The organism is Maribellus sp. YY47 (genome assembly GCF_023111095.1).
Taxonomy (GTDB): domain Bacteria; phylum Bacteroidota; class Bacteroidia; order Bacteroidales; family Prolixibacteraceae; genus Draconibacterium.
Genome location: NZ_JALGYW010000028.1, coordinates 12700 through 28649, shown reverse-complemented (window position 1 = coordinate 28649; position 15950 = coordinate 12700). Strand labels below are relative to the sequence as shown.

11 protein-coding genes are annotated in these 15950 nt (G+C 41.7%); 10 read left to right on the top strand and 1 reads right to left on the bottom strand.

Going from position 1 to position 15950, the window contains the following annotated elements; translation table 11 throughout:
* Nucleotides 1-194 precede the first annotated feature (194 nt).
* From MR764_RS18175 to yidC, 7 genes are all read left to right on the top strand, one after another.
* Nucleotides 195-971 (top strand): dihydroorotate dehydrogenase electron transfer subunit, encoded by a 777-nt coding sequence (locus tag MR764_RS18175; RefSeq protein WP_247980879.1) that lies wholly within the window; start codon nucleotides 195-197, stop codon nucleotides 969-971.
* Nucleotides 965-1876 carry a dihydroorotate dehydrogenase gene (locus tag MR764_RS18170; protein WP_247980878.1) on the top strand — a complete coding sequence of 304 codons (912 nt, stop codon included), beginning with the start codon at nucleotides 965-967 and terminating at the stop codon, nucleotides 1874-1876. Before MR764_RS18175 ends, MR764_RS18170 begins: the two co-directional genes overlap by 7 nt.
* A 265-nt stretch (nucleotides 1877-2141) precedes the next feature.
* On the top strand, nucleotides 2142-3455 hold the full coding sequence (locus tag MR764_RS18165; protein WP_247980877.1) for a dihydrolipoamide acetyltransferase family protein: 1314 nt from the start codon (nucleotides 2142-2144) through the stop codon (nucleotides 3453-3455).
* Nucleotides 3456-3462: 7 nt separating this feature from the next.
* Nucleotides 3463-5514 carry an alpha-ketoacid dehydrogenase subunit alpha/beta gene (locus MR764_RS18160; protein WP_247980876.1) on the top strand — a complete coding sequence of 684 codons (2052 nt, stop codon included), beginning with the start codon at nucleotides 3463-3465 and terminating at the stop codon, nucleotides 5512-5514.
* Between the two features lie 12 nt (nucleotides 5515-5526).
* Complete coding sequence (locus MR764_RS18155; RefSeq protein ID WP_247980875.1) at nucleotides 5527-6036, top strand: flavodoxin; 510 nt, start codon at nucleotides 5527-5529, stop codon at nucleotides 6034-6036.
* 616 nt (nucleotides 6037-6652) lie between these two features.
* Complete coding sequence (locus tag MR764_RS18150) at nucleotides 6653-8260, top strand: CTP synthase (protein ID WP_247980874.1); 1608 nt, start codon at nucleotides 6653-6655, stop codon at nucleotides 8258-8260.
* Between the two features lie 3 nt (nucleotides 8261-8263).
* The gene (gene yidC / locus MR764_RS18145) at nucleotides 8264-10219 is read left to right on the top strand and encodes a membrane protein insertase YidC (RefSeq protein ID WP_247980873.1); all 1956 of its coding nucleotides are present in this window, start codon (nucleotides 8264-8266) and stop codon (nucleotides 10217-10219) included.
* A 116-nt stretch (nucleotides 10220-10335) separates the two neighbouring features.
* Here yidC and MR764_RS18140 read toward each other — a convergent pair whose 3' ends face one another.
* A complete protein-coding gene (locus tag MR764_RS18140) occupies nucleotides 10336-11220 on the bottom strand; it encodes an SDR family oxidoreductase (protein ID WP_247980872.1) in 885 nt (294 codons plus the stop codon).
* An 847-nt stretch (nucleotides 11221-12067) separates the two neighbouring features.
* Here MR764_RS18140 and MR764_RS18135 point away from each other — a divergent pair.
* The 3 genes from MR764_RS18135 (at nucleotide 12068) to MR764_RS18125 (ending at nucleotide 15948) form a co-directional block, all read left to right on the top strand.
* Nucleotides 12068-13630 (top strand): Zn-dependent hydrolase, encoded by a 1563-nt coding sequence (locus MR764_RS18135; RefSeq protein WP_247980871.1) that lies wholly within the window; start codon nucleotides 12068-12070, stop codon nucleotides 13628-13630.
* Nucleotides 13631-13785: 155 nt separating this feature from the next.
* A complete protein-coding gene (locus tag MR764_RS18130; protein WP_247980870.1) occupies nucleotides 13786-14232 on the top strand; it encodes a DUF6769 family protein in 447 nt (148 codons plus the stop codon).
* A gap of 201 nt (nucleotides 14233-14433) precedes the next feature.
* Nucleotides 14434-15948 (top strand): efflux RND transporter periplasmic adaptor subunit, encoded by a 1515-nt coding sequence (locus MR764_RS18125; RefSeq protein WP_247980869.1) that lies wholly within the window; start codon nucleotides 14434-14436, stop codon nucleotides 15946-15948.
* Nucleotides 15949-15950 lie beyond the last annotated feature (2 nt).

Genomic DNA, 15950 nt, shown 5'->3' with positions numbered 1-15950 from the left:
GGAATGTGTGTTTTATTGTTGAAAAAAATGAAAATAATTTGCAGATGTAAAAATAATGGTTACATTTGTATCGTATAAAACAAGACCCTTTATTTTTTATCTAATTATAAATTTCGATATAAGGCCGTTTCCGACGGTCTTTTTTATTTATCCAAGCAGAATAATCTATTATCTTTGCCCGCAAAATGAAGCGCATGACAAAAAAATTCGTAGCTAATTTTGTGGTAGTCGAAAATAAACCTCTGAATGCTACCAATTTTCTGATAAAAGTAAAGAGTGATTCTACTCTGCCGCCCATATTTCCCGGGCAATTCGTTAATGTCGAAATTAACGATTCAAAAGAAATATTTTTGCGTCGCCCCTTTTCAATATTTGAAGTCGATCAAAAAGAAAATACACTTTCAATGATCGTTAAAATACTTGGACGAGGATCGAAAAAACTCACTGAAATTGAACCCGGAAACCAGGTTAGTTTAGTCTATCCTTTGGGGAAAAGTTTCACTTATCCGTCTTCAACCGATAAAGTATTATTGATTGGTGGCGGAAGCGGTGTAGCTCCTATGTTATTCCTGGCTAAAGAAGCTGGTTTAGATAAAACGCAGGTTGATGTATTACTTGGCGCGCGTACAAAAGAGGATCATATTGATGTGGAACACTACTCTAAATATGCACAACTTCATTATGCTACAGAAGATGGTTCGAAGGGCGAGAAAGGCTTTGTAACTCAGCATTCGGTTTTTACCAGCGGTCTGCGTAAATATGACAAAATATATGCCTGCGGACCTGACGGAATGATGCGTGCCATTGCTAAAGTGGCAAAAGCTGAAGATGTTTTTTGTGAAGTTTCGCTTGAAAATCTTATGGCTTGCGGCTTTGGAGTTTGCCTGTGCTGTATTGAACCGACTCAAAAAGGTAACTTATGTGTATGTACAGATGGACCGGTGTTTAATATTAAAGATTTGAAATGGTAGATTTAAAGGTTAAAATACACGATCTGGAGTTTAAAAATCCGATAACCCTGGCATCAGGTACCTGTGGTTTTGCGCGTGAAATGGCCGATTTTTTTGATCCGTCAATTGTTGGGGGATTTTTTCTGAAAGGAAGCACGCTTAAAAACCGGGATGGGAATGCATACCCCAGGATGGCCGAAACTCCTGCGGGAATGCTAAACGCTGTGGGGCTTCAGAATAAAGGGATCGACTATTTTATCGAAAATATTTATCCGGAAATCAAGGATTACGATACGCAGTTAATTATTAATGTTAACGGTTCAACTGTTGAAGATTATATTGCTTTGACCGAGAGAGTTAACGAGCTGGACAAGATTCGTGGTATCGAATTAAACATTTCCTGTCCGAATGTTAAAGAAGGAGGGATGGCTTTTGGGGTAAGTTGCCCGGGAGCGGAGATGGTAACCCGTGAAGTTCGCAAGGTGTACGATAAAACCCTGATCGTTAAATTATCGCCGAACGTCACAGACATTAGCGAAATTGCAAAGGCTGTTGAGCGCCAGGGAGCTGATGCAGTATCGTTGGTAAACACCTTTCTGGGGATGGCGATTGATGCGGAAACCCGCAAACCTAAGCTTTCGACCATAACCGGTGGTTTATCGGGGCCGGCGATCAAGCCAATTGCGCTTCGGATGGTATGGCAGGTAGCCAATGCCGTAAAAATTCCTGTAATTGGAATGGGAGGTATTATGAATGCTGCCGATGCTATTGAGTTTATGCTGGCAGGTGCTTCGGTTGTACAAATTGGTACCGCAGTTTTCAAAGATCCTTTGCTTGCTGTTCAAATTATCAAGGAGTTGGAAGAGTATATGGATCGTCATAACATTCAGAATGTAAATGATTTAGTCGGTGGATTACAAATGTAATTACGCTTGTGTACATTTGTATTGGACCAATTATACTTTCAATTCACTTATATTCAAAAGAGATAGCTGCGGTCGCAGTTAACTTCTTCAATAAAATCTATAAGAGATAAATACTATTTAGTGTTTTTTATTGCTCTCTTTTAGGGGGAGCTTTCTATTAGTTATATTTTTGCTGCGAAATGAAATTGCAATGTGAACATTTCAATTTTAATTTCGTTATAGAAACTGCAAATAGCAAAATAATATAATTAAAGAATCTAATAGTATGGCAAGTTTTAACATCGTAATGCCCAAGTTAGGTGAAAGTATCCAGGAAGGAACAATCACCAAATGGTTTGTAAAAGAGGGAGATACAATTGAAGAAGATGACATGTTATTTGAAGTGGCCACCGATAAAGTGGACTCTGAAATTCCCTCTCCGGTTGACGGAGTTATTACAAAGATCTTATATCCCGAAGACAGTCTTGTGGCTGTTGGGGAAGTACTGGCAGTGGTTAGTTTAGATGGCGAAGTGGAAGAGTCGGCAGAAGAAGCTTCTGTAGCTGAAGTAAAAGCTGAGAAAGCAGAAAATCAGGCTGATGTAAAAGAAAGTTCGGTTGACGACAGCCGCAAACTATCCAACCGTTTTTATTCGCCGTTGGTAAAAACAATTGCTAAACAGGAAAACGTTTCGCTTGAAGAACTGGAATCGATTGAAGGATCCGGGGCAAGCGGGCGTGTTCAGAAAAAAGATATTCTGGCCTACCTCGAAAATAAAGGTGCGGAACCGGAAATTAAAGCTGCTCCTGCTGCTCCATCAGTTCAGGTTTCAGCGCCAAAGGCAGCTACTGCAGTTGAACGCAAAGCTCCGGCACCGGTTTCTGTTGGTGCAGGCGACCAGGTAATTGAAATGGATCGTATCCGGAAGCTCATTGCTGATCACATGGTGATGTCGAAACAGGTTTCTCCTCACGTAACATCGATTGTTGAAGCAGATGTTACTGAACTGGTGTTTTGGAGAAACAAAAACAAAGATGCTTTCCAGCAAAAATATGGCGAAAAGATCACTTTTATGCCCGTATTTACTGAAGCCGTGGCTATGGCATTAGCTGAATTCCCGATGGTCAACTCTTCAGTTGACGGAGACCGGATCATTCTTAAAAAAGATATAAACGTTGGCATTGCGGTGGCAAAACCCGATGGCAACCTGATTGTGCCGGTAATCAAAAATACCGAGCAACGTAACCTGATTGGTATAACAAAAGAGTTGAACCGCTTGGCTACCGCTGCACGTACCAACAAACTCGATCCTTCTGATATTCAGGGAGGAACTTTTACGATCACAAATTTTGGTTCGTTTGGAAATATTATCGGAACGCCAATTATTAACCAGCCCCAGGTAGCAATTCTGGCAACAGGTATTATCGAGAAAAAACCGGCCGTTTTGGAAACACCAACCGGCGATGTAATTGCAATTCGTCACAAAATGTTCCTGTCGTTGTCATACGATCACCGTATTATTGATGGTGCTTTGGGTGGAGCATTCCTGCGCCGCATTGCTGACATTTTAGAAAACTTTGATACAAACCGCGCAATTTAATTTGATTATGAGCAATTTAAAAGTACCAAAACTTTATACGATTAAAAACACTCCCAAGGAAACGCTGGAGAAATGGTACCGTTTACTTACCGTTGGTCGCGCAATCGACGAAAAAGCCCCGAATTACCTGAAACAGGCGATAGGGTGGTCGTACCACGCGCCTTATGCCGGACATGATGGTATACAGTTGGCTATCGGGCAAAATTTTGAGAAGAATAAAGATCATGTCTTTCCGTATTACCGCGATATGCTAACCGCATTATCATGTGGAATGACAGCAGAAGAAATAATCCTGAATGGTATTTCGAAGGCTACCGATCCGTCGAGTGGTGGGCGCCACATGTCGAATCACCTTGCCAAGCCTGAATGGAACATCCACAGTGTTTCGTCGGCCACAGGTAATCACACCCTTCATGCGGTGGGTGTTGCCCGTGCCATTAAATATTACGGAGAAAAGGTGGTTTCCATCAGTAGCCAGGGGGAATCTTCGGTGAGCGAAGGGTATGTTTACGAAGCCATCACAGGGGCCGATAAAGAGGAACTACCGGTTGTGTTCGTTTTTCAGGATAACGGATATGGAATTTCTGTACCAAAGAAAGACCAAACAGCACAACGAAAAGTAGCCAATAACTTTATTGGTTTCAAAAATACAAGAATCATCCACTGTAACGGTAAGGATGTGTTCGATTCAATGAACGCAATGACGGAAGCCAAGCGTTATGCCATTGAAGAGGGTAAACCAGTAATTTTGCAGGCCAACTGCGTGCGAATGGGCTCTCATTCAAATTCAGATGATCATCTTCTCTATCGGTCTGACGCAGAAAGGAACTATGTTATAGAATACGATCCGCTGGCAAAATTCAGAAGACTGTTGTTGCGTTACGATCGGTTTACCGAAGAAGAATTACAAGCCATCGAAGCCGAAACGAAAGCAGTGATCAAAGCAGCTCACAAAGCCGCTATGGCAGCTCCGGATCCGGATCCTGCATCTATTCACGATTTTGTTTTTGCTGAACCTGTGGTTTCAGAAAAATATCCCGAAGGTTTGCACAATGCAGAAGGTGAAAAGAAAAAATTCATCACAGCATTAAATGAAACTTTGAAAGCTGAATTCAGAGAAAATCCGGATACCTTTATTTGGGGACAGGACATGGCCAACAAAGACAAGGGCGGTATTTTCAACGTGTCAAAAGGAATGCAGCAGGAATTTGGTGAAAAACGTGTGTTTAACGGTCCGATTGCTGAAGACTTCATTCTGGGAACCGCCAACGGGATGTCGCGTTACGACGAAAAAATCCGTGTGGTAGTGGAAGGTGCCGAGTTTGCCGATTATTTCTGGCCAGCCATGGAGCAATACGTTGATACCAGCCACGATTACTGGCGATCGAACGGAAAATTTTCGCCTAACATCACCATTCGCTTAGCTTCCGGAGGTTATATCGGCGGTGGAATGTATCACTCTCAAAACATCGAAGGTTCGTTGGCAGCGATTCCCGGAGTCCGTATCGTATATCCTTCGTTTGCCGATGATGCAGCAGGTTTGTTGCGTACATCTCTGCGCTCAAAAGGTTTAACCATGTTTATGGAGCCCAAGGCCTTGTACCAGGATCCAAAAGCTGCAACGGTTGTTCCGGATGATTTTGAAGTTCCGTTTGGAAAGGCACGTGTTAGAAGAGAAGGAACTGACCTGACCATTATTACTTACGGAAATACCACCCATTTAAGCCTGGATGCTGCCAAGAAGCTGGCGGAAGAAGGCCTGGCAAATGTGGAAGTAATCGACTTGCGTTCACTGGTTCCGCTGGACGAAGAAGCCATTCTTAATTCAGTGAAAAAGACCAACAAGGTGCTGGTTGTTCACGAAGACAAAGTATTTGGAGGATTTGGTGGCGAGTTAAGCGCTATTCTGAACGAGAAAGCATTTGAACACCTCGATGCTCCTGTTAAACGCGTAGGTTCGACTTATACTCCGGTTGGTTTCAACCGCATCCTCGAGCGTGCAGTGCTGCCCGATATGCAGAGAATTTACAACGCTGCAAAAGAATTAATTGAATACTAAAATCTTTGAATCATGAGTAAAACAGCGATTATATACAGTTTTCACACGCAAAAATCGAAAAAAGCTGCCGAAAAGATAATTGAAGCTTTCGGAAAAGAAGAGATTGAAGCGGTGAATGCAGAAGAATTGTCAAAAGATACATTCGAAAAATACGATCACTTTATTTTAAGTGCACCTACCTGGTTTGATGGGGAGTTGCCCAATTACTGGGATGAGTTTATTCCGGATCTGGAAGAAATGGATCTTTCAAAGAAAACCTTTGCCATTTTTGGTTTGGGAGATCAGAAAGGGTATCCTGAAAATTTCTGCGATGCAATTGGTCTTTTAGCTGAAATACTGGAAGAATGCGGCGCAAAAATAGTGGGAGAAACCTCGACTGAAGGATATACCTACGAAGCATCCAGGGCACAGCGGGGCGACAAATTCATTGGTCTTCCATTAGATCAGGAAAACCAGCCCCGTCTTACGAAAGAAAGAATTGCTAACTGGGTAGGAAAATTAAAAACAGATTTCTTTAATTAAAGATTTCTATTTGCAATCGCGAAGGCTGTTTGTCCGTCAATTGACGGGCCGACGGCCTTTTTTTATACTTCTGATTTACAGTTCAGTTTTGTTTAATTGTATGAATATTAGGTAAGTGATCGAATAATTTGAACGACAGAGCCTGTTTAATGTTGTTGTGATAATGTTCTGCAATAAGCATTAAAAATGAGTGTTTACATATGTAATCAATGGACGTGTCATTATGTCAGCGTTCGATTTTTGCTTCATTTCTAAGAGAGCTTAATTGTTGTTATATTATTGAATTGCAGTACCAGAAAAAAGGAATTCCGTTAAAATATTATTTACAAATGTAATCACATATGTAAACTGTGCTGTTTCTTTTGTTTTCAGATGCTTTTTTTATGCGAACTAAATGGGAATATTGTGTATTGGTTGAAATTTGATTTTTCGATCCGTTGCTAAAGCTTTCTGAAAATATGGAAAGGAAATCGACTTAATTATTGTTAAATAGAATGCTTTGTTAAGTAAAGGTTGTTATTAACTATTTGAGATATGGGCTAAAATCGTTCAGCTAAAGTTTTCGGTTAGCTTTAATTGATTAATTTTGTGGCTTCAAATAATTAAAGTTTTTACCGTGCCTGAAACAAGATACATATTTGTTACCGGTGGAGTTACTTCATCGCTTGGAAAAGGAATATTAGCAGCTTCGCTGGCTAAATTGCTACAGTCGAGGGGGTATAACGTTACCATTCAAAAACTCGATCCGTATATTAATGTCGATCCGGGAACTTTGAACCCATACGAACATGGAGAATGTTTCGTGACGGAAGACGGAGCAGAAACCGACCTGGATCTGGGACATTACGAACGCTTTTTGAACGAAGCAACTTCGCAAGCCAACAATGTTACCACAGGTAGAATATACCAGTCTGTAATTGAGAAAGAAAGACGTGGTGATTATCTTGGTAAAACAGTGCAGATCATTCCGCACATTACCGACGAAATTAAACGCCGGATAAAAATTCTGGGATCGAAGGGTAACTACGATATTGTTATTACCGAGATTGGTGGTACCGTTGGTGACATTGAATCGCTTCCGTATATTGAATCGGTTCGTCAGTTAAAATGGGAACTGGGCAACAAGGCGATCGTAATTCACCTGACACTTGTACCGTTCCTGGCGGCAACCGGCGAATTAAAAACAAAACCAACGCAGCACTCGGTGAAGATGTTGCTGGAAACAGGAGTTCAGCCTGATATTTTGGTACTTAGAACAGAGCACGACATCGACCTTTCGGTACGTAAAAAAGTAGCTCTTTTCTGTAATGTTGGCCTGGAATCAGTGATTCAGTCGGTTAACGTACCAACGATCTACGAAGTTCCGTTGAAAATGCTGGAAGAAAAGCTGGATATCACGGTATTGAAAAAGCTTGATCTGGCGATAAAAGAAGATATTGATCTTTCAGCCTGGAACAATTTCCTTTCAAAGCTAAAAAACCCAACCCGTGAAGTGGAGATCGGGCTGGTAGGAAAATATGTGGAGCTTCACGATGCCTATAAATCCATTGCCGAAGCCATAACCCACGCAGGTGCCGAAAACCATTGCAGAGTGAAACTGAATTGGATTCATTCTGAAGAAATAAATGCTGAAAATGTCGCCGAACGCCTTTCTCATTTAAATGGCGTTATTATCGCTCCCGGATTTGGACATCGTGGGATGAAAGGAAAAATACAGGCCTGTCAGTATGCACGTGAAAACAATATTCCTTTCCTGGGAATTTGCCTCGGAATGCAGGTGGCAGTCATTGAATTTGCCCGTAATGTGCTGAAACTGGAGGGTGCCGATTCATCTGAAATGAATCCAAAAACGCCATACCCGGTTATTGATTTGATGGAAGAACAGAAAGGGATTACGCATTACGGAGGAACCATGCGTTTGGGCGCCTACGAATGCCGGATTGTAGATAAAAAGTCTCATACTTGTACAGCCTACAATAAACTTACTGTATACGAACGTCATCGTCATCGTTATGAGTTTAACGATACTTACCGTCAGCAATTTATTGATGGAGGCATGAAGCCTGTTGGAATAAATCCGGAAACCGACCTGGTTGAAATTGTGGAAATACCAGGGCACAAATGGTTTGTAGGAGTTCAGTTCCATCCTGAATATCGAAGTACGGTACTTAATCCACACCCCTTGTTTGTTGATTTTATTAAAAATACAATACTTGAAAAATAGAAGATGGATAAAAAATCGATAATTGGAATCGTTCTCATTTTTGCTATTTTGCTCGGTTGGCAGTTAATATTTCAGCCATCCAAAGAAGAAATTGAAGCGGCGAGACAACGTCAGGACTCCATTGCGCAGGTTGAAGCTCTGCGCGCACAGGAACAACAAAAAATTCTGGCCGAGCAGGCGGCCGAGCAAGAAGCTTTAATGGCGGGCGACTCTACCGTTCAAAGGCAGGTCGAAAAAGCGAAAATGGATGAGTTTGGTGTTTTTGGAACGCTCGCATCTGGAGAAGAGGAGTTCTCGACACTTGAAAACGACCGGATGAAAATCACCTTCTCGAATAAAGGTGGACGTATTTATTCGGTTGAATTAAAGGATTACAGCCGTTATGATTCTACAGCTCTTGTTTTATTCGACGGTCCTGAAACTAAGTTTGGTTTAAACTTTTTCGCACAAAACAGAAGTATTGAAACCGATAAACTGTTTTTCGAGCAGGTAGGAGGCCGTAAAAATGTGGTAGTAAGCGGTCCTGATGTAAAAAAAGGAAACGAAGGTAAATTAAAATATAACCGTGAACATCCCGGAGGAAAAGAATCGGTTACTTTCCGTTTAGAACCTGAACCCGGAAAATTCATCGAATACGTATATACCCTGGAACACAACTCCTTCATGGTAGGTTTTGATGTAAAAATGGCGGGTATGAACGATTACATTGCCAAGAATCAGTCGTACCTGAATTTTAATTGGGCATACGATGTTCCTCGCCAGGAGCACTACTCACGTTTTGGGGAAGACCGTTATACTTACATGACCTACAAGTTTTTTGAAGACGAAGTAGATAACCTGAATAAAAATAAATCGGACGAGAAAGAGCTGGCTACCCGCGTCAAATGGATCGGTTTCAAACAGCTTTTCTTCAGTTCAACTATTATTGCTGGCGAATCGTTCCCCAATGCATCTGTTCAGCAGGAAAAATACAATTACGAAGACAATCAAGATTATCTGGCACATTTTAAAGCGGATATTGCTATCCCTTACGAAGGAGCTCAGAAAGAAGATATTGGATTGCAGTTTTATTTCGGTCCGAACCATTATCAAACGCTGAAACAGTATGATCTGGATATGGAAAGCCAGATCGATTTAGGCTATGCTATTGTTCGGCCGGTGAACAAATACCTGATTATTCCCGTATTTAACTTCCTGCGTCAATACATCGATAATTTTGGTCTGATTATCCTGATCCTCACTGTACTGATCAAAGTGGTACTTTTCCCGTTTACCTACAAATCGTACATGTCGCAGGCAAAAATGAAAGCCTTAAAGCCTGAGGTCGACGAAATCAATGAAAAGTTTGGTAGTGGATCGGAAAAAGCGATGGAAAAACAACAGGCAACGATGGCTTTGTACCGTAAAGCTGGGGTAAATCCAATGGGTGGATGTTTGCCCATGGTGCTCCAGATGCCGATTTTGTTTGCCATGTTCTTCTTCTTCCCAACTTCGATTGAGTTGAGAGGCGAAAGCTTTTTGTGGGCCAAAGATTTATCCACCTATGATTCTATTATTAGCTGGAATTTTGATATTCCGTTAATCGGAAGCTTCATGGGGAACCACATTAGCTTGTTTACGGTGTTGATGACGATCACTACAATTATCTCTACCCGCTTGAGCCAATCATCAGCAAGTACACAGGGAATGCCGGGCATGAAAACAATGTTGTACCTGATGCCGGTAATGTTCTTCTTCCTGTTGAACAGTTATCCGTCAGGACTGAGTTATTATTACTTCCTGGCAAACGTGATAACCATCGGACAAACTTATGCCATTCGTCAGTTTGTTGACGACGAAAAAATCAGGGCTCAGCTGGCCGCCAATAAAAAGAAACCGGCTAAAAAGACATCCGGATTCCAGAAGCGTTTGGAAGAAATGGCCAAGCAGCAACAACAAGTACAGAAACGCAAAAAATAATTTCGACACCATATTATACAGAAACAGCGGCATTTATGTCGCTGTTTTTGTTGGTAGCTGGGCACAAAAAAACCGTTCTGATGCAGAACGGTTTCGTATCGCGGAGATTTAATTTCTTAATCGTAACGATGCTCGTCTGCTGCCGGATAATCGTCATTAGCCGATCCGCAGGCACAATCCTGATGAAGGCCTTTTTCGTACTGTTCCAGCGCTCTCAAACTCATACCCATGTTAGAGAAACCTCCGTCGTGGAAAAGGTTTTGCATGGTCACCATTTTGGTTAAGTCTGAAAATAAAGTGATACAGTAGTCGGCACATGCTGCAGCTGAAGCATTCCCCAGCGGCGACATTCTTTCAGCAAAATCCAGCAAACGGTCGAAACCTTTCACACCGTTTCCGGCTGTGGTAATGGTTGGCGACTGCGAAATGGTATTTACCCTTACGCGGCGCTCACGTCCGTAGATGTATCCAAAGCTGCGTGCAAACGATTCAAGCAACGCTTTAGCATCAGCCATGTCGTTGTACCCGTAGAAAGTACGCTGTGCAGCAACATACGACAAAGCCACAACCGAACCCCATTCGCTGATGGCATCCAGTTTACGGGCAGTTTGCATTACTTTGTGGAAAGATATGGCTGAAACATCGAGTGTTTTATCCAGGTAGTTATAATCCAGATCGCTGTAATGTCTTTCTTTTCTAACATTGGGAGACATTCCGATCGAATGCAATACAAAATCAATTTTTCCTCCCAGGTATTCCATCGATTCCTTAAAAAGGTTGGTTAAATCATCGACGTTAGTAGCATCGGCACCAATTACAATGGTGTCAATTTTCTCCGCCAACGCGTTGGTTTCTCCCATTCTAATGGCCACCGGCGTATTGGTAAGCGTAATTTTAGCACCTTCTTCATGTGCTCTTTCTGCTACTTTCCAGGCAATGGAATCAGGGTTTAGTGCCCCAAAAATAATTCCTCTTTTTCCTTTTAATAAGTTATTACCCATGATGGTTTTTAATTATAAATATTGAGATGCAAATTTAATTGAGTTTAAATAAAACATATAAAGTTTGCACTTTTTACCACTTAAACTCGACCTTAATTAACTGTTTGCACCGAATATTGTTCAGAACTGTTCAAAAAATTAAGTTTTTCCCGAATTCAGCAATAAGCAGAAAGTGCCTGTTTGAGAGCTCAACGTGGTTGCTTTTTCAAACTAAAATACAGTTGAGTGAGGACTAACTTTTCTACTTAACTATACTTGTTTTGTTGAACATGCAAACCTTTACTTGCCGGCTATTTTAATCAAAAAGGAGCGAAGTTCTTATTCTTTTTTCTTGAACTCAGGTCTTCGGTCTTTGTTTTTGGCCATCCGGAAGAAGATGTTGTTTAATGTAACAGGGGGCTTTCCAAAAAGTTGGCAAAAACAGGTTCTCGCAAAGACTCAAAAGAAGCGCAAAGGTCGCAGATTGCTCATCATTACTTCTTTTTTTGCGTGCTTTTTTGAGTAAATCTTTGCGTGCTTTGCGTGACACTTACTTTGGGGACAAGCCCATTTTTGATGTTTTAAGATGGTATCGCCTTCAATTGCGACCGAATTTCGCCTTTTTCTTGATTTCTCGTGAGCTTCAGAATCCGGGTATCTTTGAAAATGCTTTTTGCTCCCCGGTTTCATGAACTTTACCCGGACGTTAATGTGGTAATTCATTCGAACTTTTATAGCTTTGAATAGGAATTACTGCATCAATTATCATAAATCAAAAAAAATGAGAAACACTTTTTTTATACTGTTGTTGTCTGTGGCAACATTCAGTTGTTCGAACTCCTCAAAAAAGGAAACAAAACAAGATACAATGGAAGTGAACCAGGAAATTAAAAAGAAGGCAGATGAATTTGCGTCGTTTAAGTTGACCACCGACTTATCCGTACTTTCAGAAAAAGAAAAACAAATGCTGCCTTTGTTGTTTGAAGCAGCCAAAATTATGGACGACATTTTTTGGATGGAGGCTTACGGTGATAAAGAAGAGTTGTTGGGAAAAGACTGGGATGAATATACCCGGAAATTTATTCAGATCAACTACGGTCCATGGGAGCGTTTGGATGCCAATAAACCATTTGTGCCCGGTTTCGGGGAAAAGCCGGCCGGTGCCAATTTCTATCCGGCTGACATGACAAAAGCTGAGTTCGAAGCATGGGAAGAAGAAAGTAAAACAAGCCTTTATACAGTGGTCAGAAGGGGCGAAGACGGCCAATTGAAATCTGTTCCTTATCACGTCGCCTTTGAAGAGCAGGTTGAAAATGCGTCGGCCTTATTGAAGCAGGCGGCAGAACTTGCGGAAGATCCGGGTCTGAAAAATTACCTGGCGAAAAGGGCGGAAGCTTTGCTGACCGATGAGTATTACGAAAGCGATGTAGCCTGGATGGAGATGAAAAACAATACCATCGACTTTGTGATTGGGCCAATTGAAAGTTACGAAGACCAACTGTATGGTTACAAAGCGGCTCACGAATCATACATCCTGGTTAAAGACCTGCAATGGAGTAAAAAGCTGGAGAAATATGCGGCTCTTTTACCCGGTTTGCAAAAAGCGCTTCCGTGCGAGCAATCTTACAAAAATGAAACGCCGGGTGTAGATTCGGATATGAATGTTTACGACGCAGTTTTTTATGCCGGCGATTGCAACTCGGGAAGTAAAACCATTGCGATCAACTTACCCAACGACGAGCAGGTGCGCGAATCAAAAGGAAGCCGTAAACTTCAGCTTAAAAACTCAATGCAGGCAAAATTTGATAAAATTTTAGTGCCGATTGCTGATCTGTTGATTGCTGAAGATCAGCGTTCACACGTGAAATTCGATGCTTTCTTCGAAAATACGATGTTTCACGAAGTCGCTCACGGACTGGGGCTGGGAAACACGGTGGATAAAAGTTCTACCGTACGCGAAGCACTCAAGGAAACCTATACCTCGATTGAAGAAGGAAAGGCTGATATCTTGGGCTTGTGGTGCGTGTATCAGCTCAATGAAATGGGAGAGTTGGGCGACAAAGACATGATGGATAACTTTGTGACTTTCATGGCCGGTATTTTCCGTTCGGTGCGGTTTGGAGCTGCCAGTGCTCATGGAAAATCGAATATGATGCGATTTTATTACTTCCAGGAAACCGGTGCATTTACCCGCGATGAAGCCACAGGAACGTACCGGGTTGATTTTGAAAAAATGAAGCAGGCAATGCTCGATCTTTCCAGAACGATTTTGACTATTCAGGGAGACGGAGACTATGAAACCGCTAAAAAGATGATCGAAGAAAAAGGCTTTATTCGCGAAGCTTTGCAAAAAGACCTCGATCGCATTGGCGAATCGGGCATTCCGCGCGATATTGTATTTGAACAGGGACCTGAAGTAGTAGGATTGTAGGTCAAAGTTGAAATGATACAAAATACCTGTCCGGATTTTTCCAGACAGGTATTTTTTTTGATTTTAAACGTAGTAGCAGTGTTTACTCATGTCAATTATTGATTTTGAAGAGATTGGGTTCGGAAAATTTTTTATCTTGCAACAAAATTCGCGAAATGAAACGGATTCTGGCAGCATTTTTTATTGTAATGGCAAACCTGGTTTTGTTTGTCCATGCTGTTGTTCCGCATCATCATCACGATAGCAACCTTTGTTTTGACGGCATTGTTGCAGAGCAAACCACAGGGAGTGAATGCTGCGACAAAAGCTGCGATTCAGATACTGAGCACAATCAGCATAGTTCGGACAAAGCTTCTGACGATTGCATGCTTTCTCATATTGTTGCGCTCTTTAACGGAGATATCAAACAAAACATTCGCGCAACGATCAGTTCGCACGATCTGATAAACCATGTTTCGCTTTTTGCCCTTGAAGGCAACGAAAATTCAGGGATTTCAAATCCACATTTTTTTATCGAGATTGTTTTCAACGATCATATCCCGGTTTATCATTCACTGGCAAGCCGTGCCTTTGGATTGCGGGCTCCTCCTTACTTTTGTTAATTCCGGCAGACCGAAACTGCTTTTAATTCTTCAGATTTCTGACCGGAATCAATCTGCATTTCCTTTTGAAATCCAATACAAAAAATTAGTTTGAAATCAATTCAGCCTAAGCGTATTGCGTATTTCAGAATAAATGTGCACAAATTTTTCAAGAGATCTTAAACGGATCATAATTTCAATTCATAGTACAACAATAAACAGATGAAAAGAATATTATCTTTTATCATGGCATTTTCGTTATTGGTATTTGGTTGTAAAGAAAATGCAAAAGTGGAGATCAGTTCGGAGCACGACCACGAGCATGAGGAAGTGAAGTTTCAATACACCAGCTATTCCGAAAGCCTCGAATATTTTGCCGAAGCCGATCCTTTTGTTTTGGGAGAAGAAAGCAACATATTGTCTCATTTTACCTGGTTGAGCAATTTTAAACCGCTGGAAAATGCAAAGATTACCCTAAAGCTGCAGGTAAATACAAGCGAAGTGAGCGAAACGTTGGAAGGCTCGGATCGACCGGGAATCTACAGTTTCAATCTGCAGCCTGAAATTGCGGGAAGCGGTAAGCTGGTTTATGAAATTCAATCGGGTAATGAAATTTACAAGGTGGAGGTTCCCGGTATTACTGTTTTTCAGGATGATGAAGCTGCCCATGAGGCGGCAGAGGAAGCTGAAATTTCAAGCGTTAATACCTCGGTTTTTACCAAAGAGCAGTCCTGGAAAATTGACTTCTGTACCGAGTTACCTGCGAACGAACCTTTTGGGCAGGTAATAAAAACGGTTGCGCAGGTTCAGTCGGCTCCTTCGGATGAAATGACACTCACCGCCAAATCAAACGGGATGGTGCAGTTTTTAAGCAATAATTTGGTCGAAGGGAAAACAGTTTCTGAAAATGAAAACTTAATGAGCATTAGCGGAAACCAGCTGGCGGTAAATAATTCGGCGGTAATGTATGCCGAAGCAAAAAACAACTACGAAACGTCAAAACTGGATTACGAGCGTAAACAGGAATTGGCCAAGGAAAAAATCGTTTCCGAAAAAGATTTGCTTGAAGCAAAGAATAAATATGAGAACGCACGGGTAATTTATCAGAATCTGGAGAACAATTTTAACGATCGCGGCGAAATTGTCAAAAGTCCTTCCGGTGGTTACATCCGGCAAATGTTCGTAAAAAATGGTGATTACGTAAATCCTGGTCAGGCGCTTGCAACCATTACCCGTAACCGTGGATTTATGTTGCACGCCGAAATTCAGCCCAAATACCGCGAAAGCATGAATCATTATTCGGATGCGGTAATCCGGACTATGGGAAGCAATATTACCTACGATTTAAAGGATTTGGATGGCAAACTGATCGCCAGCGGAAATAGTGCAAGCGAAGGAAATTTCATGATCCCGGTTCATTTAAGAACCGATGCTTCAGCTAATCTTATTCCGGGCGATTTTGTTGAATTGTACCTTAAAACCGCGTCGGAAGAAAATAAGTTGGTAGTTCCAAATTCAGCTTTACTCGAAGAACAGGGATATTTCTTTGTGTATGTTCAGCTTACGCCCGAATTATTTGAAAAAAGGGAAGTGAAGACAGGCGAGACCGACGGACTTTCAACCGAGATAAAATCAGGAATTTCTGCGAATGAGAGAATTGTAACACAGGGAGCCATGTTCATCAAACTGTCGCAGGCAACCGGGGCGCTGGACCCGCACGCCGGACACGTACATTAAAA

Excerpts from the sequence above, each read along its gene's own strand:
- MR764_RS18175 (WP_247980879.1), top strand. The coding sequence starts at position 195 with ATGACAAAAAAATTCGTAGCTAATTTTGTGGTAGTCGAAAATAAACCT.
- MR764_RS18135 (WP_247980871.1), top strand. The coding sequence starts at position 12,068 with ATGGAAGTGAACCAGGAAATTAAAAAGAAGGCAGATGAATTTGCGTCG.
- MR764_RS18170 (WP_247980878.1), top strand. The coding sequence starts at position 965 with ATGGTAGATTTAAAGGTTAAAATACACGATCTGGAGTTTAAAAATCCG.
- MR764_RS18155 (WP_247980875.1), top strand. The coding sequence starts at position 5,527 with ATGAGTAAAACAGCGATTATATACAGTTTTCACACGCAAAAATCGAAA.
- MR764_RS18125 (WP_247980869.1), top strand. The coding sequence starts at position 14,434 with ATGAAAAGAATATTATCTTTTATCATGGCATTTTCGTTATTGGTATTT.
- yidC (WP_247980873.1), top strand. The coding sequence starts at position 8,264 with ATGGATAAAAAATCGATAATTGGAATCGTTCTCATTTTTGCTATTTTG.
- MR764_RS18165 (WP_247980877.1), top strand. The coding sequence starts at position 2,142 with ATGGCAAGTTTTAACATCGTAATGCCCAAGTTAGGTGAAAGTATCCAG.
- MR764_RS18140 (WP_247980872.1), bottom strand. The coding sequence starts at position 11,220 with ATGGGTAATAACTTATTAAAAGGAAAAAGAGGAATTATTTTTGGGGCA.
- MR764_RS18160 (WP_247980876.1), top strand. The coding sequence starts at position 3,463 with ATGAGCAATTTAAAAGTACCAAAACTTTATACGATTAAAAACACTCCC.
- MR764_RS18130 (WP_247980870.1), top strand. The coding sequence starts at position 13,786 with ATGAAACGGATTCTGGCAGCATTTTTTATTGTAATGGCAAACCTGGTT.